This is a genomic window from Salinicola peritrichatus (genome assembly GCF_003206715.1).
GTDB classification, from domain to species: domain Bacteria; phylum Pseudomonadota; class Gammaproteobacteria; order Pseudomonadales; family Halomonadaceae; genus Salinicola; species Salinicola peritrichatus.
The window spans coordinates 20,841-40,154 of record NZ_PZJU01000027.1 but is presented as its reverse complement, the minus strand read 5'-3'; the positions used below and the strand labels follow the sequence as shown (position 1 = coordinate 40,154).

Below are 19,314 nucleotides of genomic sequence, written 5' to 3'. Positions count from 1 at the left end.
CGCTGCCAGGCGGCGCCTACCGCTGGAAAGGAGTTGAGCATGCTAGGTTTTATCGTCAGACGCTTGTTGATTGCCTTGCCAACGCTGTTCCTGATCACCTTGATGGTGTTTTCGCTACAGTTGCTATTGCCTGGTGACCCAGCATTGGCATTGGCCGGTGAAGAGCGTGATCCCGCGGTCATCGAGGCGATTCGCGAGCAGTATCACCTGAATGACCCGATTCCAGTGCAGTATGCCCACTGGCTGATCGCTGCACTGCATGGTGATCTGGGAATTTCGCTACGCAATCGTGAGCCGGTCACGTCTCTGATCGTGGACAAGCTGCCGGTGACACTGGAACTGGCCATACTGGCCATGCTGATTGCACTTGTCATCGGTATCGCCGCGGGGCTGGTATCGGCAATCAAAAAAGGCTCGCGCTGGGATTTCGGTGCCAACGTGGTGGCGCTGTCGGGCATTTCGGTCCCTAACTTCTGGCTGGGAATCATGCTCATCCTGCTGATTTCGGTGCGCTGGGGATGGTTGCCGGCGTCGGGTTATACCAGCCCGCTCGACAGCCTGGCGCAGAATCTCGAGATGATGATTATGCCGGCGGTGGTGCTGGGAACGGCCATCGCTGGTGTGATGATGCGACATACTCGCTCGGCGATGATATCGGCTATCCATGCCGACTATGTACGAACCGCGCGGGCCAAAGGGCTATCCGAGCGCGTGGTAATGCTCAAGCATGCTCTGCGCAATGCACTGGTGCCGGTGGTGACGATGGGCACGCTGCAGTTTGGGGAGTTGCTTTCCGGTGCAGTGCTGACCGAGCAAGTATTCACCATTCCCGGCTTCGGCAAGCTGATCGTCGATGCGGTATTCAACCGCGATTATGCGGTAGTGCAGGGCGTCGTGCTGTTTACCGGCACGGTCTATATCTTGATGAACCTGCTTGCCGATTTGCTCTATTACCTGCTCAATCCACGCTTGCGCGCTTGAGAATGTTGCTAATGACGACTCTTTCCCGCGCCTTTGGTGGCGTCTCTCCTGCCAAACCGGCCAATCGATCTTCCGCATCACGTGTCTGGCGACGCTTACTTCGTCATCCCAGTACATTGCTGGGAGGCGCGCTGGTGATGTTGTTCATTGCTGTCGCACTGCTCGCACCCTGGCTGGCGCCATTCGATCCTGCTGCCAATGACTGGACATCGATTCGCCAAGCGCCTTCCGCGGTACATTGGTTGGGCACCGACGACGTCGGTCGCGATGTCCTTTCCCGGTTGCTGTTCGGTGCGCGCGCTTCGCTGTATGCCGGGGTGATTTCGGTAGTAATTGCGTTCTGCATCGGTGTACCGCTGGGATTGCTCTCCGGATATTACGGCGGGATTCTGGAGTTGGTGATTTCGCGCATCGTAGAAGCGGTGCTTGCCTGCCCGTTCCTGATCTTGGCGATTGCCTTCGCAGCCTTTCTCGGCCCATCGTTGGACAATGCGATGATTGCCATTGGCATTGCCGCCTCGCCGATCTTCGCTCGACTGACTCGAGGCCAGGTGCTGGCGATCAAGACCGAGGATTATATCGAGGGTGCGCGTGCCGTTGGCGCTTCCGACCTGCGCATCATTTGCTATTACATTCTGCCCAACGTGATTACGCCGCTACTGGTCCAGGCGACACTGACCATTGCCACCGCGATCATCGCCGAATCGAGCCTGTCATTTCTGGGCCTGGGACAGCAGCCTCCAGCACCGAGCTGGGGCTCGATGCTAGACACCGCCAAGAACTTCATCGTTCAGGCTCCCTGGATGGCGCTGTTCCCCGGCATCGGTATTTTCGTCGTGGTGTTCGGATTCAATATCTTGGGTGACGGCCTACGCGATGCTCTCGACCCACGGGAGGCGCGCTGACGATGGCCTGGTACGTTGCCAAGCGGCTTTTCTCCGCGGCACTGATCCTGCTCGGCGTGACGTTCATCACGTATCTGCTGCTGTTCCTGATCCCCGCCGATCCGGCGCGCCAGATCGCCGGGCGCAGCGCCACGGCGGAAGTGGTCGCCAATATACGCCACCAGCTGGGACTGGATCTGCCGTTCTACGAGCAGTATCTGCGCTATCTGGGCAACCTGTTGCAGGGCGATCTGGGGCGCTCCTACGTCCAGCGCTCGCCGGTCTCGGACCTGATGGCCGCGCGGATCGGGCCGTCGCTGCAACTGATGGCGGCCGGTATCGGCTTCGAGCTGTTGATCGGGATCACGTTGGGCATCGTCGCGGCGATCAAACGCAACTCGGCGCTCGATCGGCTATTGATGGCCTTCTCGTTCGTCGGCGTCTCCTCGCCGCATTTTATCGCCGCCATGCTGGCGCTCTACTTCTTCGCCGTGAAGCTCGACTGGTTTCCGCTGGGAGGGTATGGCGGCATCGAGCACCTGCTGTTGCCGGCGATCACGCTCGGCATCCTCGGCAGTGGCTGGTACTCGCGCATGGTGCGCTCGTCGATGATCGACGTGCTGCACCAGGACTTCATCCGCACCGCGCGGGCCAAGGGACTGACCCGCATCCGCGTACTGCTCAGGCACGTTCTCCCCAACGCCATCGTTCCGGTGATCCCGATGATCGGCATCGACATCGGGATCTTCATGAGCGGACTGGTGGTGGTGGAGTCCGTGTTCGGCTGGCCGGGCATCGGTCAACTCGCCTGGCAGGCGATCCAGCAGGTGGACATTCCGATCATCGTCGGCGTGACCACGCTGTCGGCGATCGCCATCGTACTGGGCAATCTGGTCGCCGATCTGGCGGTGCTCTTCGTCGATCCGCGTATCGATGTCAGGCACGCTTGAAACATCCGTTCGACAAATCACGGACACAACAAGGAAAACCAACATGCACAGGATTCTCAAGGGGTTGGCCCTGGCCGCACTGACGACCGCAATCAGCGCTACGGCACTGGCCCAGGACGCACCGAAGCCGGGCGGCGAGATCGTCGTCACCTACCAGAACGACGTCGCCACGCTGGACCCGGCGATCGGCTACGACTGGCAGAACTGGTCGATGATCAAGTCGCTCTTCGACGGCCTGATGGACTACGAGCCGGGAACCACCAACCTGGTGCCCGATCTCGCCGAGAGCTACGACATTTCCGACGATGGGCTCACCTACACTTTCCATCTGCGCCATGGCGTCAAGTTCCATAACGGTCGCGAGATGACCGCGGCCGACGTCAAGTACTCGCTCGAGCGTACCGTCAACCCGCGGACGCAGAGCCCCGGTGCCGGATTCTTCTCCTCCATCGTCGGTTTCGATGAGGAGTCTAACGGCGACGCCACGACCTTGAGCGGCATCACCACACCGGATGAGCATACCGTTCAGATCACGCTGAGCGCACCGGATGCCACCTTCCTCCACGTGATGGCGCTCAACTTTGCTTCCGTCGTGCCCAAGGAGGCCGTCGAGAAGTGGGGGCGCGATTTCGGCAAGCATCCAGTCGGCACCGGCGCTTTCAAGTTGAAGGAGTGGGCGCTCGGTCAGCATCTGACTTTCGTCAAGAATGACGACTACTATCGCGACGGTATCCCTTATCTCGATCAAATCGACTTCGAGATCGGCCAGGAGCCCAACGTGGCCCTGTTGCGTCTGCAGCGTGGAGAGGTGGATATCGCCGGCGATGGCATTCCCCCGGCGCAATTCCTGCAGTTCAAGAACGATCCCGAGTTCCAGAAACTGATGGTAGTTGGCGATCAGTTGCATACCGGTTACGTCACGCTCAACGTCACCATACCGCCGCTGGACAACGTCAAGGTGCGCCAGGCGATCAACATGGCGATCAACAAGGATCGCATCGTGCGTGTGATCAACGGTCGCGCCACGCCGGCCAACCAACCGCTGCCACCGGCCATGCCGGGGTATGACGAGGACTACCAGGGTTATCCCTACGATCCCGAAAAAGCCAAGGCGCTGCTCGAGGAGGCCGGTTTCAAAGACGGTTTCGATACCGAACTCTATGTCATGAATACCGATCCGCAGCCGCGCATCGCCCAGGCGATCCAGCAGGATCTGGTGGCGATCGGCATCCGTGCCCAGATCAAGTCGCTGGCCCAGGCCAATGTCATTGCCGCCGGTGGCGACAAGGACCAGGCGCCGATGATCTGGTCCGGCGGCATGGCCTGGATCGCCGACTTTCCCGACCCTTCCAATTTCTGGGGGCCGATCCTCGGCTGCGAAGGCGCGGTTCCCGGTGGCTGGAACTGGGCCTGGTACTGCAACGAGAAGCTCGACGCCGAAGCCGATGCCGCCAACGCCATGGTCAAGCCGGAACAGCAGGAGGCGCGTGCCGAACGCTGGGGCGAGATCTTCACCACGGCCATGGACGATGCGCCCTGGGTGCCGATCTTCAACGAACAGCGCTATACCGTGCACTCCGCGCGCATGGGCGGCGAGGACGCGCTTTACGTAGACCCGGTCCACGTGCCGGTCAACTATGACTATATCTGGGTGAAATGATGTGCGAGCACGGTCTGATCAAGACGATTCACGGGCATCAATCCCACCTGGGATGGGACAACGCCAATGCCCCGGTCGCGCGGGTCGCGCCGGGCACCACGTTGAGCTTCGAGTGCAACGACTCTTCCGGCGGGCACTTCACGCCGGCGTCGACGCTCGAATCGGTGGCATCGATGCCGTTCGACCGCATCAACCCCGTGACGGGGCCGATCTTCGTCGACGGTGCCGAGCCCGGTGACATTCTGACGGTGACCATCGAGGAGTTCACGCCGTCCGGCTTTGGCTGGACGGCCAACATTCCCGGTTTCGGATTGCTGGCGGACCAGTTCACCGAACCGGCATTGGCGCTTTGGCGTTACGACACCCGGACATTGGCGCCGGCGGCGTTCGGCGAGCATGCCCGGATACCGCTCAAGCCGTTTGCCGGCACTATCGGCGTGGCACCGGCCGAACCCGGCACCCACTCTATCGTGCCGCCACGTCGGGTCGGCGGCAATCTCGACGTTCGTGACATCGGTGCCGGCTGCACGCTCTACCTGCCGGTGGAAGTCGCGGGGGCGTTGTTCTCGATCGGCGATACCCACGCAGCGCAAGGCGATGGTGAAGTCTGCGGTACGGCGCTCGAGAGTGCGATGGATGTGAGCGTGACGCTGGATCTGATCAAGCAGACGCCGCTGGCGATGCCGCGCTTCTCGACGCCGGGGCCGGTCACGCGGCACCTGGACGGCGCTGGCTACGAGGTCTTCACCGGCATCGGCAGCGACCTGATGAGCGGCGCGCGCCAAGCCGTGGAGGGCGCTATCGAGTGGCTGGTGAAGACGCGCAACATGCCGGCGGAGCAGGCCTACATGCTGTGCTCGGTATGCGGCGATCTGCGTATCAGCGAGATCGTCGATCAACCCAACTGGGTGGTGTCGTTCTATGTGCCGCGCATCGTCTTCGAATGAGCCCCGTCAATAGGTGAAGCCGTGACCTCGTCAGAAACCAGCCAGGATTCGCGGGTGCTTTCCGTCGAGCGCTTGTCGATCGACATCTCGCACGGGCGCGATGGGGCGCAACGCGTCGTCGACGATCTCAGCTTTCAATTGCATGCCGGCCGCACGCTATGCATCGCCGGTGAATCCGGCAGCGGCAAATCGCTGTCGTCGCTGGCGATCATGGGGTTGCTGCCCAAGGTGGCAACGCTGCCGAGCGGTGCGATCCTCTACGACGACCGCGATCTGCTGAGTCTGTCGGATCGTCAGATGTCACGCCTGCGCGGCCGAGAGATCGCGATGATCTTTCAGGAGCCGATGACCTCGCTCAATCCGTTGATGCGGGTCGGTCAGCAGTTGGAGGAGACGATTCGCCGGCATCGCCTAGACGAAGGCAATGGCGCCCGGCGCCGGGCCCGCGAGGTGCTCGATGCGGTGCGCGTTCCGCATGTGGAGAAGCGGCTAAGGCAGTATCCCCACGAGCTTTCCGGTGGCATGCGCCAGCGGGTGATGATCGCCATGGCGATGGTCTGTCGTCCCAGGATTCTGATCGCCGACGAGCCGACCACGGCGCTCGACGTCACCATTCAGGCCCAGATCCTCGAACTGATGCGCGAGCTACAGCAGGCGTTCGGCACGGCACTGCTGATGATCACGCACGATATGGGCGTGGTCGCCGAGATGGCCGACGATGTCGTGGTGATGAACCGTGGCGTGGTCGAGGAGCGGGCATCGGCGCGGGTGCTGTTCAGCGCTCCGCGATCGGCCTACACGCGGAAACTGCTGGCGGCCGTGCCACGCCTGGGCACCGCCCCGGTGCTGCCCCCGAGAACCTCGCAGCCGCGCGTGCTGGAAGTGAACGGGCTGAGCGTGCGTTTTCCGGTCAAGCGCGTCTCGCCTTTCGCTCCCGCCACCGAGGTGTGCGCGGTGGAGAACGTCAGCTTCGAAGTCCGGGCGGGAGAAACCCTGGGGCTGGTCGGGGAGAGCGGCTGTGGCAAGTCGACCACCGGCAAGGCGCTGCTGAACATGCTCGACCATTCCGGCAGCGTGCGCCTGAACGGACGTGAACTGAGCGGCTTGAAGGGCAGTGCCCTCAAGGCGGTGCGTCGCGAGATCCAGATGATCTTCCAGGACCCTTTCGCGGCGCTCAATCCCCGCAAGACCATCGGCGAACTGATCGCCGAGCCGCTGCTGGTGCATGATCTGGCGGATGGTGCCGGACGTCGCCGGCGTGTCGGCGAGCTGCTGGAACAGGTCGGTCTGCCTGCTGATGCGGCGGCTCGCTATCCCCACCAGTTTTCCGGCGGACAACGCCAGCGTATCTGCATCGCCCGTGCGCTGGCGCTGGAACCGAGCGTGATCATTGCCGACGAGCCGGTCTCGGCGCTCGACGTGTCGGTGCAGGCCCAGGTGCTCGAACTGATGAAGTCGCTGCAGGAGCGGCTCGGGCTCAGCTATCTGTTCATTTCTCACGACATGGCGGTGGTCGAGCAGGTCTGCCATCGGGTGGCAGTGATGTATTGCGGCCAGATCGTCGAGATCGGCAATTGCCAGCAGGTGCTGCACGATCCGCGGCATCCCTACACGCGTCGGCTGCTGTCGGCGGTGCCGATGCCGGATATCGATCACAAACGCGACTTCAAGGCGCTGTTGCAGGCCAGCGAAGTGCCCGATCCGATCAAGCCACGCGGATATCGGGCGCCGAGGCTGGAATATCTCGAAGCGCAGACAGGCCATTTCGTGGCGCGCACCGCGGATGCGGAAGACAGCAGCGTGGCCGAGCCAATGCCGGTTTGAGTGGCGGGCCGGACTCTCAAAGCGACAGGCGGCGTTGGCGGTCCAGTGGCCAGTGGCTGGCCAGACGCGACGCCAACGGCCGCTCGCAAGCGAGATGGATGCGCGGTAGCCCGAGCCAGCGCGCCAGCCGTTCGAGCTGATCGGCCAGGGCGTCGAGGGCGGCATCGTCGAACGTCACGCTGGGTTCCGAGTGAACGGCTAGAACGCTCAATTCACCCTCGGCGCGTCGGGCACGCAGATCGATCCGGGCGATCAGCCGACCGCCATGCAGGAACGGCATCACGTAGTAGCCGTAACGCCGCTTGGCGGGAGGAACGTAGAACTCCAACCGGTAGTGGAAGCCGAACAGCCGCTCGGTGCGTTCGCGATACCAGATCAGCGAGTCGAACGGCGACAGCAGTGCCGAGGCGTTCACGCGGCGGGGAATCACCGGGTCGCCGATGACGTAAGCCGGCTGGCGCCAGCCATCGACCGCCACCGGCGTCAGCGTGCCATCCTCGAGCAGCGTCGCCAGTGCTCTGCGAGTGTCGTCGGGGGCGAGGCGGTAGTAATCGCGAAGATCCTTCTCGGTGGCGACGCCTAGCGCTTCGGCGGATTGTCGAAGCAGTTGCCGGTGCGCCTCCAGCAGGTCGGGTTCCGGGGGCGCCAGGATCGATTCCGGCAGCACCCGTTCGGGCAGATCGTAGAGGCGCTCGAAGCCGCGTCTTCCGGCGACCGTCACCTCGCCGGCGGCGAACAGCCACTCCAGGGCGTGTTTTTCGTCGCTCCAGTCCCACCAGGGGCCGGAAGGCCCCTCGCGGGTATTCAACTCGCCAGCGCCCAGCGGGCCATGCACCTCGACGCTTGCCAGCACGCGCTCGATCACGTCGCGCCGTTCGCGGCCGAAACGGGCCAGATGGCGGTAGATGCCGACGCCATCGCGGGCCCGGTGCATGCGCCAGCGCATCGCGGGGTAGAGCGACAGCGGCAGCAGTGAGGCCTCGTGCCCCCAATATTCGAACAGCGCGCGATGCCGATTGCGACTCCAGGCGGCCTCGTCGAGCAGTGTCGTCGGATAGCTACCCAGGCGTGAGAAGGCTGGCAGGTAGTGGGATCGCACCAGGGCATTGACGGAGTCGATCTGCAGCACACCGAGACGATCGAGAAGGCGCTTGAGGTGTCCCCGGTTGACCGTATCGGGCGTGCTGACGCCAAAGCCTTGCGCCTTCAAGGCAAGACGGCGGGCTTGGGATAGCGAGAGGTGGCGCTGCGGCATGGGAATCGAAGCGGGCATGGGAGCGGTCTTTGACGGCAAAGGCTGCCGGCCAGTCTCGCCCAGCGCGATGGAATTGGCCAGCGGCGGGACCGCGCCGCTGGCCATGATCTATCAGTTGCCGTCTGCCTCGAGCGCGTCGATCAGGGTGTCGACATTGTGGCGGAACATGCCGAGATAGGTGCTGCCTTCGCCATCCGGTGTCAGCGCATCGGCATAGAGCGTGCCGCCGATGGCGATGCCGGTCTCTTCATGCAGCTGGTTGATCAGCGCCGGATTGCTCATGTTCTCCAGGAACAGCGCCTTGGCGTGACTGGTCTCGATCTGCTGAATCAATGCAGCCATGTCGCTGGCACTAGGCTCGGCCAAGGTATTGATGCCCACCGGCGAGAGGAGCTTCAGGCCATAGGCATCGGCGAAATAGCCGAAGGCGTCATGGCTGGTGATGATCAGGCGGTTGGCTTCGGGAATTTGCGCCATGCGCTGCTTGGCCTCGGCGTCCAGCGTTTTCATCTGTTCGATGTACTGCTCGGCATTGGCGCGGTAGTCATCGGCATGGGCCGGATCGATTTTGACCAGCGCGTCGCGAATATTGCGAGCGTACTGCTCGCCGTTCTCGAGATCCTGCCAGGCGTGCGGATCGATGTCCCCATGGTGATGATGTTCTTCTTCACCGGCGGCGGCATGATCATGATCGTCATGGTCATGGTCATGGTCATGGTCTTCCTCGTCTTCATGACCTTCGAACGCACGCGTCTTGATGCCGTCGCTGGCGACCACGATCTCTCCGTCATACTCGCTGGCGTCGATCAGCCGGTCGATCCAGCCCTCGAGCTGCAAGCCATTGACCACGATCAGGTCGGCGTCGGCAAGCGACTGGGCGTCGGCGGGCTTGGGCGAAAAGGCATGTACATCGCCATCCGGCCCTACCAGCGATTGCACCGCGACGTGATCGCCGCCGATGGTTTCGACCATATCCTCGAGGATACTGAAGCTGGTGACGACCTTCAGCGGCTCCTGAGCGTAGGCCGGAACGAGCGCGGCAAGGCTCAGGGTGCCGGCCATCAAGGCCTTGAGCAGCGTGGCAGGAAGCAGGTGACGAGACATCGCGAATTCCTCTTGCGTAAGTGAATGGTGGTGGACGACGACTCAGCCGTGGGCATCCGGCGGCAGAATCGGTTGTACCCGGCGACGCCAGCGCGCAAACACGCTGTGATATCGCCCGAACAGCGCTGAGAGCAGATAGACCACGCCGGCCAGCAGAATGATGCAGGGGCCGGAGGGCAGGCCGAGATGGTAGGAAAGCAGCAGGCCGCCGGTGCTGGAGAACATGCCGATGGCGATCGCCAGCCCCATCAGGCCTTCCAGGCGCTTCGACCAGAACCGCGCAGCCGTCGCCGGCAGCATCATCAGGCCGACCGCCATCAGCGTGCCGAGGGTCTGGAAGCCAGCGGTGAGATTGAGCACCATCAGGCCGAGAAACAGTCCATGCACGGCTCCCCCGCGAACGCCCTGGCCGCGCAGGAACAGCGGGTCCAGACACTCCACCACCAGGATGCGGAAGATCGCAGCGAGCACGATCAGCGTGATGCTGGAAACGCCGACGATCAGCCACAGTGCGGTGCTGTCCACCGCCAGGATCGAGCCGAACAGCACATGCGTGAGGTCGACGCTGCTGCCGCGCAGCGAGATCAGCATCACCCCGGCGGCCAGCGAGATCAGATAGAAGCTGGCGATGGCCGAGTCCTCGCGATGCCCGGTCAGGCGCGAGACACTGCCGGCGAGTCCGGCCACCAGCAAGCCGGCAATCAACCCGCCGAAACTCATCGCCGGCAGCGAGAAACCGGCGAGCAGAAAGCCGACGGCGACCCCCGGCAGCACCGCGTGGGCCATGGCATCGCCGACCAGGCTCATGCCGCGCAGCGTGAGGAAGACGCCCAGCGGCGGCGCCACCAGTGACAGCGCCAGTCCCGCGACCAGCGCGCGGCGCATGAAACCGAAATCCACCAGCGGAGAGAACAACCAATCGATCATGCCGGATTTCCCGTCGGTGGAGTGGAACCGGAAGCGTGTGCGAGGGATGCCGAGACCTGGGCCGTGGGCCGGTTTTCCAGTGCCGCCGGGGTGGTCCAGGTGCCGTGGCCGCGGTCGAGCAGCAGAACGCGATCGGCCAGCCGCCGCAGCTGATCGTGATCGTGCAGCACGATAATGATCGAAACGCCATCGGCGGCCATGTCGCGCAGCGCGTCGATCAGGATTTCCACCGTGGCCGCATCGACGTTGGCAAAGGGCTCGTCGAGCAGCAGCAGCTGCGCTTCCTGCATCAGCGTACGGCCTAGCAGTGCGCGCTGGCGCTGGCCGCCCGAGAGTTCACCCAGCGGGCGGTGTTCGAACGCCTGCAGGCCGAGGCGCTGCATCACTGCCTGGCCGCGGCGATACTCCGCCGGGCCGTAGCGCTTGAAACTGCCATGAGTCGGCCAACAGCCGGTCATCACCAGCTCCTCGACGCTCATGGGAAAGGTGAGATCGAGCGCCAACTGCTGGGGGAGCCAGGCACGGCGGGCGTTGGGAACCTCGCAGCGCACCCGGCCGCGGATCGGCCGCAATACGCCCATGATGCCCTGGACCAGCGTGCTCTTGCCGGCGCCGTTGGGGCCGACCAGGGCGGTGATGCTGCCGGTCTCGAACTGGCCGTCGATATTTTCCAATACCAGACGGTTGCCCTGTGCCAGCGTCAGCGACTCGAGTGTCAGAATCGAAGCCATGACCTAGCCCAGCACTCCGGCAGCCCAGGCCGCCGTCAGCCACAACACGACCAGTGGCAACAACGCGAGCAGGACTCGCCGCCCGGCACCGAGCGACATCAAGGAAAAATGACATGGCCCATCGGGGCGATGACGGTGACGATGTGACATGGAGCTACCTCTTGAAAGAGGCGTGAAGGTTATAACATAACAAAAGTGGTGCCAAGGAAAGTTTACTTGTGGCATTCAATCACTCTGCAGCTGATGCTTTGCGCGACTTCTGATGTAAGAGAAATCAGACAATCGATAGGCATCGCTTGTTGACATGAAGTTTTTGAGTTACCAACGGTAACAGACCTTCTTGCAGCCTGAGCGATGCCATGGACGACCTTTCGCCCAATGACCTGAAAACGATACTCCACTCTAAACGGGCCAATCTGTACTACCTGCAACACTGCCGGGTACTGGTGAACGGTGGCCGGGTCGAGTACGTCACCGACGAAGGAAAGCGCTCGCGTTACTGGAATATTCCGATTGCCAATACCACTTCCCTGTTATTAGGGACGGGAACGTCGATCACTCAGGCGGCGATGCGTGAGCTGGCCAAGGCCGGCGTGCTGGTGGGTTTTTGCGGCGGCGGTGGCACGCCGCTGTTCGCAGCGAACGAGGTCGATGTCGACGTCGCCTGGCTGACCCCGCAGAGTGAATACCGGCCCACCGAGTAACCGATGCATCGTCCTACGTGCGCTGCCGCCCAGGCAGCTCAGAAAAATGACAAGCGTGGCCATGGGGGCCCGGTCGGCCCGCCCAGATAGAACCATTGACCATTTTCGTCAGAGAAGCTCCGGCGGAGTCGTGCCTCGCATCCGAACACGAACGTATCAAGGCGCTGGAACCAGTGCTTTGTGAGTGGCTCCATGATCATGAGTGACTTCTGTGGGGCGCCTTTGGGGAACAGGAACAAGCCAGATAAACGGCGATCAATACAGCAATATAGCCCGTATTTTGTCTATCAGTTTTGGGTATTTCCTGCCCAAGGCTACCCGTCTGGCTCGGTCGCCGGTGGCTACCGGAACCGATCGGCGGCTTGCGCAACGCTATTGAAGAGGGCCGGATCGGGAAAGGCTCCTGTAGCCTTGACTGAATTGGCTCGGGCCACATATATCGTATGCCTCGACGTGGAGAGATCATGTGAGGCGTGTCTTGAGCGCGCGCTGTGCCGGCAGGGCTTGGTGAGCATGTAAGGATATGGCTTCTGGCCGGAAGGAAGGGGAGAGACTAGCGGCAAGGGCGGAGGGCGAAAAGGTGGAGAAGAAGACCGAATTCAATCTCTGGTACTGGGTGCTGGCTTTCGTCGCGGTGATCGTTATCCAGGATATCATCGCCGGTTCACGGGACGTGGTGCCGATCAGTTACAGTCAATTCGAGTCCTACCTCGAAGACGGCAGGATACGGGCGGTCGCCGTGGGTAGCGACACGATCACCGGTACCTTCGACACACCGGTCGATGGCCACAGCCAGTTCGTTACCAACATCGTGGACCCCGCGATCCTCGACCGGCTTGATGCGGCCGACGTCGAGATCACCGGTGTGCCAAGACACACCTGGGTCGGGACGATCCTGTCGTGGGTCGTGCCGGCCTTTGTCTTCTTTGCGGTGTGGATGCTGCTGTTTCGCAAGTTCGCCGAGAAGCAGGGGTTCGGCGGTTTCATGCCGGTCGGCAAGAGCCGCGCCAAGGTCTACATGGAGAAGGAAACCGGCGTGACCTTCGACGACGTCGCTGGCGTCGACGAGGCCAAGGGCGAACTGGAGGAGATCGTGGACTTCCTGCGCAACCCCGAGGAGTATGGAAGGCTCGGCGCTCGAGTGCCGAAGGGCGTGCTGCTGGTCGGCCCCCCGGGCACCGGCAAGACTCTACTTGCCCGCGCCGTGGCCGGGCAGGCGGGTGTCACATTTCTGTCGATCTCGGGCTCGGAGTTCGTCGAAATGTTCGTGGGTGTCGGTGCGGCGCGCGTTCGCGATCTCTTCGAGCAGGCCCGCAAGAATGCCCCCGCGATCATCTTCATCGACGAGCTCGACGCCTTGGGCCGTGCACGCAATTCGGGCCAGCATGCCGGCGGCAATGACGAGCGGGAACAGACGCTGAACCAGCTCTTGACCGAGTTGGACGGTTTCGACCCGACATCGGGGATTGTGCTGCTGGCCGCGACCAACAGGCCTGAGGTGCTTGATCCTGCGCTGTTGCGGGCGGGGCGCTTCGATCGGCAGGTGCTGGTGGACAAGCCCGACAAGGCGGGGCGGATCGCGATCCTGACCGTGCACATGAAGAAGGTGACGCTTGCGCCTGATGTCGATGCGGAGAAGGTGGCGGCCCTGACCCCCGGCTTCTCGGGGGCGGATCTCGCAAACCTCGTCAACGAGGCCGCCCTGCTCGCCACCCGGCGCCGGGCAGAGGCCGTGACCATGGCCGATTTCAACAACGCGGTCGAGCGCATTGTCGCGGGGCTGGAGAAACGCAACCGTGTCCTCAATCCGCGCGAGCGCGAGATCGTGGCGCATCATGAGATGGGGCATGCGCTGGTCGCGATGGCGGTGCCGGGCGTGGATCCGGTGCACAAGGTCTCCATTATCCCGCGAGGCATCGGTGCGCTCGGCTACACGATCCAGCGCCCGACGGAGGACCGTTTCCTGATGGCCCGCGAGGAACTCGAGAACAAGATCGCGGTGCTGCTGGGTGGACGGGCGGCCGAAAAGATCATCTATGGTCACCTCTCCACCGGTGCGGCCGACGACTTGGTGAAGGCTACCGATATCGCCCGCGCCATGGTGGCCCGCTATGGCATGGATGAGGAACTCGGCCATGTCAGCTACGACACGGACCGCCCCGGCTTTCTCGGCACGGGCGATCAATCCTCGTGGTTGAACCGCCGCTACAGCGAGGCGACGGCCGAGAGGATGGATGCGGCGGTGAAGGCGATTATCGACAGAGTCTTCGCGCGTACTGTGGCGATTCTCGAAGCGAACCGGGCGCTGCTGGAAGAGACGGCTCGCGAACTGCTCGATCGCGAAACACTCGATGAGCCTGATCTTGCCGCCGTCGCGGAGAAGGTCCGTGTGCCCGAGGTCGCGGCTGCCTGAACGGTTCTGGCCAGTTCCCGGTCAGGATTGTGATAGAGGCGAATAATGGCAACCGGCACCGGTATGGTTGCCACGCCTACCTGTCGGCTTTTGCGTGCAGCTTCCGTCGACGCCGAATACCGGGGCATGAGGTTCGGCGACTCGGTGGCCGCCAGGTAGCGTGCCCTGACTCTGCGTGCTGGAAAGGAATGGCGTTTTCCATGCGGCTATGGCGAGAAACTAAGGATGACCCCCACTCGACGGCATCGTGTATATAACTTCTTGCACTCTGCCCTGTTGATCGGCGGAATGGGGCTGATCGTCTGGGCCGTGGTCGGGATGATGGCAGGGCCCGCGCTGACGTTTTTGATCGTCGCGGGCGCGATGCTGGGTCTCGTCCTGACCCCGGCGCTGCCGAGGCGTCTGCTGATGTCGTCCTATAAGGCGCGACGGCTCAGCGGCAGGGAGTTTCCCGAAGGCATTGTCATGATGGCGGATCTGGCGCGCAGGGCCGGATTACCGCGAGTGCCGGAACTCTATTACGTGCCCAGCCGCCTGCCCAACGCCTTTGCGGTCGGCGCGCCCGAAGAGAGTGCGGTATGCGTCACCGATGGGCTCCTGCGACTGCTGGACCGGCGGGAGCTGCAGGGGGTTCTGGCGCATGAGGTCGCGCATATTTCACACCGTGACCTGTGGATCATGGGGCTTGCCGATGCCATGTCGCGGATCGTCTCCCTGGCCTCCTGGATCGGTCAGCTGATTCTGTTGCTGAACCTGCCGCTGTTCTTGACCGGGGCCGCTTATCTGCCCTGGCACATACTGCTGTTACTGGCCTTCTCGCCGCTTCTGATGGCGCTTCTGCAGCTGGCCTTGTCGCGTAGCCGGGAGTACGATGCCGACCGGGCGGCGGCGGAGCTGACCGGGGATCCCGCCGGGCTGGCCAGGGCGCTGCTCAAGCTCGAGCGTCGCGTCGGGCGCTTTTGGGAAGAGATGTTTCTGCCCGGACGACGCATTCCCGAACCGTCACTGTTGCGCACGCATCCCCCAACGGAGGACCGGGTGGCACGGTTGCGGTCGCTGCCACAGCGAAGCAGGCCGGTAGATCCCGCGCACGACGTGCTGTCGGTGCCGCCGGCATCGAATCCGGGTGTCCCCCGCTTCCGGGGCTTTGGTCATTACTGGTGATCGACGAAGGGTGTGAAAAGCCGGCACGCGACTGACATCGCTGGGGCCGGGGCGGGGATCAGACAGCCCGCCGGTGGCGGGCCGTGGTGGATGGCTCAATGCTCCTCGTTTTCGAACCGCTCGGCGGCGCGCAGCGCCTCGTCCTGGGTGTCGTGCTGGGAGACGACGTTCTCGTTGTCGGGCTGGCTTTCGTCGATCACGACCCAGTCGGTGACCTTCTCGTTCAGGCGGTGAATACCGGTTCCACACGGGCTTGTTTCTGCATGGTCGCTCCTTGCCTTGAGGATGCTGGCTCGAGTATTTCCGGTGTCCGGATCAGAGGCCTTCGCGGGGCAACTCGCCGGAAGCGGGGGAAGCGGGACGGTTGAGCTCGGTGCAGGGACACCCTTCGTGGATGCAGGGCATGCCATCGGGATGACCGGCCGCACAGGCCGAGCAACAGAAGGCCTGCCCTTCGCTCATGGCACTTGCTCGCTGGTGACTTCGTGTTCGCAGCCCACGCAGGCGCAGGTTCCCAGGTCGGCCATCGCTGTCTCCTGTTCGGCGGATTCGTTAGTCAAGGTAGAAAGCGTGGCTCGCTTTGCCAACTCCCCCGGAGCGCCCCTTGCGAGTGCGGCAAGGGGCTCGGCCAGCCGATCAGTCGGGCTTGTGGGCAAGGTCGTCGATGAAGCGCCGGCGCCATTCGAGCAGGCTGTTGCGCCTGAGTACGTCGATCATCTGCTGGAAGCGTTTGCGACGCTCATCGAGTGGCATGTTCAGTGCCTGTTCGATGGCGCTGGTAATGGCGCGCACATCGTAGGGGTTGACCAGCAGTGCACCGTTCAGCTCCTTGGCAGCGCCGGCCAGCTCGCTGAGCACTAGTACGCCGGGGTCGTCGGGGTCCTGGGCGGCGACGAACTCCTTGCAGACCAGGTTCATGCCGTCACGCAGCGGGGTTACCAGCCCGACCCGGGCGGAACGGAACAGGCCGATCAGCGCTTCGCGGGGGAAGGTCTGGTTGAGATAGTGCACCGGCACCCAGTCGAGATCGGCGTAGGTGCCATTGATGTGCCCGGCCATCTCCTCGAGTTGGCGGCGCAGTTCGTCATATTCGGGGATCGCGCTGCGCGAGGGGCTGGCGATCTGCATGAATATCGTCTTCTGGCGGCGATGCTCGAAATTGGCGAGCAGCGCCTCGAAGGCGTTGAAGCGCTGCACCAGACCCTTGGAGTAGTCGAGCCGGTCGGCGCCGATGACCAGATCACGCTCGCCGAGGTCCTCCCTGAGCTGACGCGCTTGTTCATTGTCGCAGGAGCGCTCGGCTTCGGCGGTTAGCGCTTCGACGTCGATGCCCACCGGGTAGACGCCGGTACGTACTTGGCGGCCTTTGCACTCGTTAGCGTCGCCGGACACCTCGGCGCCGAAGGCTTCGATCACTGACTGGCGGAAAGCATGCAGATCGTTGTTGGTCTGGAAGCCGAGCAGGTCGTAGTGCAGAAGGTCGTCGAGCAGGCCGCGGTAGCCTGGCAGCGCACGCAGCAGATCGTAGCCGGGAAAAGGGGTATGCAGGTAGAACCCCATCGGATCCTTGACGCCCTTTTTGCGCAGCGCTTTGCCCAGCGGCAGCAGATGATAGTCGTGTACCCAGATCAGTTCGCCGCCCTCGAGCAGGGTGTTTAGGGTGCCGGCAAAGCGTTCGTTGACTCGCTGATACGCCTCGGCGTACTTCAGTTGGAAGTCCATGGCACCGAGGTTGAAGTGAAAGACCGGCCAGAGGACTTCGTTGGAGAAGCCCAGGTAGTAGTCCTCGTAGTCTTCCTTGGATAACGGCAGCGTCGCGTAGGTGATGTTGTCGCGCTGCACGGTGGTGGGCTGGCTGGTAGCTGTCTGGCTGGTCTCGCCGTCCCAACCGAACCATAGCCCGCCATATTCGTCGAGGGCGCCGGTGATCGCGACGGCCAGGCCGCCGGCCTGGGGTTTGCCGGGTTCGGGGATGGATACGCGATTGGAAATGACAACGAGACGGGGCATACGGCCTCCTCCTGGTTACGACTGAGGTGTGTCGCCGAGCTGATCAACCGACCATGCTGTAGGTCTGCGGGAAGTTGCCCCACGCTTTGCGATTCGCGGTGTCGAGGAGTTCGGAGAGTCGCCCTGGCGGTGTGCCTGGTTATCGAACGGCACGCTGACCTGGCAGTTGCCGGCGAGGCCGCGTTCGCGCTGGTGTTCCGCGTCATGGGCAAGGTCAACGATCTTGCCGTGTCAGGCTCTCCAGCCATGTCAGTACCTCCTGTACCGATCCAAGGTAGCAGGTTGCGGCAGTCTCATCCTGGCTGCCGACACGTATGGAATGGCCGCCGCGAGCGTTGACGATGCGAAAGGCGTCCTCGTCGGTGACGTCGTCGCCAATGAAAACCGGCGTACGGTCCTGGAAGGCCGGTGTTTTGTCGAGCAGACGCTCGACGGCGGTGCCCTTGTGGTGACCGCTGGGACGCAGTTCGAGGACGCACTTGCCGGGGATCAGCTCGAAGGTGTCGCCAAGTGCTCGATGCTGGGCCTCGAAGAATTCGCGGCACGCCTCGGCGAGTTCCGGGGCACCGCGATAGTGCAGGGTCAGCGAGACGCCCTTGTCCTCGTAGTGCAGGCCGGGGTGGGCCGCGACGAAGGCCGCCAAGGCATCACGGCAGGAAGCCAATTGGGCGGGCTGGTCGACCGCCGTGTGGCGCGTGCCGTCGGCATCGCGCCACTCAAGCCCGTGAACGCCCGCCATCGGCAGGGAAACCGGCTCGAGCAGGCGCTCGAGCTGGTCCAGCGGACGTCCGCTGACCACCGCCACGGCACCGCCGAAAGTCCTGTCGAGCTCGCCGAGCAGCGCCTTCAGACGCGGCGATACGCGGACATCGTCGGGATGGGCGACGAGCGACACCAGGGTGCCGTCGAAGTCGAGAAACAGCGCCCAGTCACGGCGTGGCGGGGGAAGTTGCGAAGAAGGAAGATGCGTCGGAGATTTGGACATTTGGCCAGCGCAAGCCCCTCTCGGTGGATGGTCGGGTTCGAACGGAACCGATAGTTGCGTGGTGCCGTTCGGCCTAGAACTGTTCGGCTTGGTACTGCACTGTTCGACTTAGTGCTCGTCCTGTTCGAAGCGCTCGGCGGCGCGCAGCGCCTCGTCCTGAGTCGCATGCTCGGAGACGACGTTCTCGTTGTCGGGCTGGCTTTCATCGATGACCACCCAGCCGGTGATCGTTTCCTTCAGGTCGCTGCTGTCGAAGACCGGTTCGACGCGGGCTTGCTTCTGCATTGCTTCTTCCTCCTTGATGAAGTTGCCTTGATGGCTCGATCGATGGCCTCGTTAGCGTAGACGATACGCCGAGTCGATCGTCGGCCAGATCGGCTCAATCCTCGTCGTCTCTCGGCGCCTGAAAGGCGCGTTTGTCGTCCGGCAGGCGCACCATGTCGCCGACATTGAGGATGCCGTGGCTGTCGTGGCGCTCGCCGTCGTCGTCGATCAGCGCGGCGACCTTGCCGATACTGACGCCGTCCTTGTAGGCCTCGACCTGGATGCGGACCGTGGCGCCGTGGTAGCGGGCGGTGAGGATCATCCCGGGCTGCGGCGTGACTCGATGCTGTTCGTCCTTGGCGTAGTGGCTATCGACGCTGGCGTCGCCGGGGGAATCCCATTCGACGTGCTTGTGCATGGTTCTCTCCTTGCCGGAACATGATGGCGTCTTCAGCGTAGCGCGGAATTGCCAGGATTGCCGTCGGCCGCGACAACCTCTGCTTTGCGGGCA

19 protein-coding genes are annotated in these 19,314 nt (G+C 63.1%); 9 read left to right on the top strand and 10 right to left on the bottom strand.

What is annotated here, in order from left to right; genetic code table 11:
• Window positions 1–39 precede the first annotated feature (39 nt).
• Genes DOM57_RS11050 through DOM57_RS11025 form a run of 6 tightly spaced genes read left to right on the top strand, consistent with a single transcriptional unit; the run spans window position 40 to window position 7,246 of the window.
• Window positions 40–981 (top strand): ABC transporter permease, encoded by a 942-nt coding sequence (locus tag DOM57_RS11050; RefSeq protein WP_110649250.1) that lies wholly within the window; start codon window positions 40–42, stop codon window positions 979–981.
• A gap of 2 nt (window positions 982–983) precedes the next feature.
• Window positions 984–1,886 carry an ABC transporter permease gene (locus tag DOM57_RS11045; RefSeq protein ID WP_338056473.1) on the top strand — a complete coding sequence of 301 codons (903 nt, stop codon included), beginning with the start codon at window positions 984–986 and terminating at the stop codon, window positions 1,884–1,886.
• Between the two features lie 2 nt (window positions 1,887–1,888).
• Window positions 1,889–2,815 (top strand): ABC transporter permease, encoded by a 927-nt coding sequence (locus DOM57_RS11040; protein ID WP_110649248.1) that lies wholly within the window; start codon window positions 1,889–1,891, stop codon window positions 2,813–2,815.
• A 43-nt stretch (window positions 2,816–2,858) separates the two neighbouring features.
• A complete protein-coding gene (locus DOM57_RS11035; RefSeq protein WP_110649247.1) occupies window positions 2,859–4,475 on the top strand; it encodes an ABC transporter substrate-binding protein in 1,617 nt (538 codons plus the stop codon).
• Window positions 4,475–5,422, top strand: coding sequence for an acetamidase/formamidase family protein (locus DOM57_RS11030; RefSeq protein WP_110649246.1), 948 nt, complete (start codon window positions 4,475–4,477; stop codon window positions 5,420–5,422). The genes DOM57_RS11035 and DOM57_RS11030 overlap by 1 nt, the downstream gene beginning before the upstream one ends.
• A gap of 21 nt (window positions 5,423–5,443) precedes the next feature.
• Window positions 5,444–7,246, top strand: a complete 1,803-nt coding sequence (locus tag DOM57_RS11025) for an ABC transporter ATP-binding protein (RefSeq protein WP_110649245.1) — start codon at window positions 5,444–5,446, stop codon at window positions 7,244–7,246.
• A 16-nt stretch (window positions 7,247–7,262) separates the two neighbouring features.
• Here the strand turns inward: DOM57_RS11025 and DOM57_RS11020 are convergent, their stop codons facing one another.
• The 5 genes from DOM57_RS11020 to DOM57_RS22050 form a co-directional block, all read right to left on the bottom strand.
• On the bottom strand, window positions 7,263–8,519 hold the full coding sequence (locus tag DOM57_RS11020) for a winged helix-turn-helix domain-containing protein (protein ID WP_110649276.1): 1,257 nt from the start codon (window positions 8,517–8,519) through the stop codon (window positions 7,263–7,265).
• 93 nt (window positions 8,520–8,612) lie between these two features.
• A complete protein-coding gene (locus DOM57_RS11015) occupies window positions 8,613–9,605 on the bottom strand; it encodes a metal ABC transporter substrate-binding protein (RefSeq protein ID WP_204352935.1) in 993 nt (330 codons plus the stop codon).
• Between the two features lie 42 nt (window positions 9,606–9,647).
• Window positions 9,648–10,532 carry a metal ABC transporter permease gene (locus DOM57_RS11010; protein WP_110649244.1) on the bottom strand — a complete coding sequence of 295 codons (885 nt, stop codon included), beginning with the start codon at window positions 10,530–10,532 and terminating at the stop codon, window positions 9,648–9,650.
• Window positions 10,529–11,263 (bottom strand): metal ABC transporter ATP-binding protein, encoded by a 735-nt coding sequence (locus tag DOM57_RS11005; RefSeq protein WP_110649243.1) that lies wholly within the window; start codon window positions 11,261–11,263, stop codon window positions 10,529–10,531. Before DOM57_RS11005 ends, DOM57_RS11010 begins: the two co-directional genes overlap by 4 nt.
• 3 nt (window positions 11,264–11,266) lie before the next feature.
• Window positions 11,267–11,413, bottom strand: a complete 147-nt coding sequence (locus DOM57_RS22050; RefSeq protein WP_204352934.1) for a hypothetical protein — start codon at window positions 11,411–11,413, stop codon at window positions 11,267–11,269.
• A 209-nt stretch (window positions 11,414–11,622) separates the two neighbouring features.
• Between DOM57_RS22050 and cas1f the strand changes: the two genes are divergently transcribed.
• The 3 genes from cas1f to DOM57_RS10990 all read left to right on the top strand — a co-directional run bounded on the left by cas1f (window position 11,623) and on the right by DOM57_RS10990 (window position 15,544).
• A complete protein-coding gene (gene cas1f / locus DOM57_RS11000) occupies window positions 11,623–11,967 on the top strand; it encodes a type I-F CRISPR-associated endonuclease Cas1f (RefSeq protein WP_239496190.1) in 345 nt (114 codons plus the stop codon).
• Window positions 11,968–12,547: 580 nt separating this feature from the next.
• Complete coding sequence (ftsH, locus tag DOM57_RS10995) at window positions 12,548–14,380, top strand: ATP-dependent zinc metalloprotease FtsH (RefSeq protein WP_110649242.1); 1,833 nt, start codon at window positions 12,548–12,550, stop codon at window positions 14,378–14,380.
• Window positions 14,381–14,641: 261 nt separating this feature from the next.
• Window positions 14,642–15,544, top strand: coding sequence for a zinc metalloprotease HtpX (locus tag DOM57_RS10990; protein WP_204352933.1), 903 nt, complete (start codon window positions 14,642–14,644; stop codon window positions 15,542–15,544).
• A 315-nt stretch (window positions 15,545–15,859) separates the two neighbouring features.
• On the opposite strand, the gene DOM57_RS10985 is transcribed toward DOM57_RS10990, so the two are convergent.
• From DOM57_RS10985 to DOM57_RS10970, 5 genes are all read right to left on the bottom strand, one after another.
• Window positions 15,860–16,006, bottom strand: a complete 147-nt coding sequence (locus DOM57_RS10985; RefSeq protein ID WP_110649240.1) for a hypothetical protein — start codon at window positions 16,004–16,006, stop codon at window positions 15,860–15,862.
• Between the two features lie 174 nt (window positions 16,007–16,180).
• Window positions 16,181–17,554 carry an alpha,alpha-trehalose-phosphate synthase (UDP-forming) gene (locus DOM57_RS10980; RefSeq protein WP_110649239.1) on the bottom strand — a complete coding sequence of 458 codons (1,374 nt, stop codon included), beginning with the start codon at window positions 17,552–17,554 and terminating at the stop codon, window positions 16,181–16,183.
• A gap of 214 nt (window positions 17,555–17,768) precedes the next feature.
• Entirely contained in the window at window positions 17,769–18,539 is a 771-nt protein-coding gene (gene otsB, locus DOM57_RS10975; protein ID WP_110649238.1) for a trehalose-phosphatase, read from the bottom strand.
• Window positions 18,540–18,647: 108 nt separating this feature from the next.
• Window positions 18,648–18,824: a hypothetical protein gene (locus DOM57_RS22045; RefSeq protein ID WP_204352932.1), complete on the bottom strand. Its 177-nt coding sequence runs from the start codon at window positions 18,822–18,824 to the stop codon at window positions 18,648–18,650.
• A 94-nt stretch (window positions 18,825–18,918) separates the two neighbouring features.
• A complete protein-coding gene (locus tag DOM57_RS10970; protein WP_110649237.1) occupies window positions 18,919–19,221 on the bottom strand; it encodes a hypothetical protein in 303 nt (100 codons plus the stop codon).
• Window positions 19,222–19,314 lie beyond the last annotated feature (93 nt).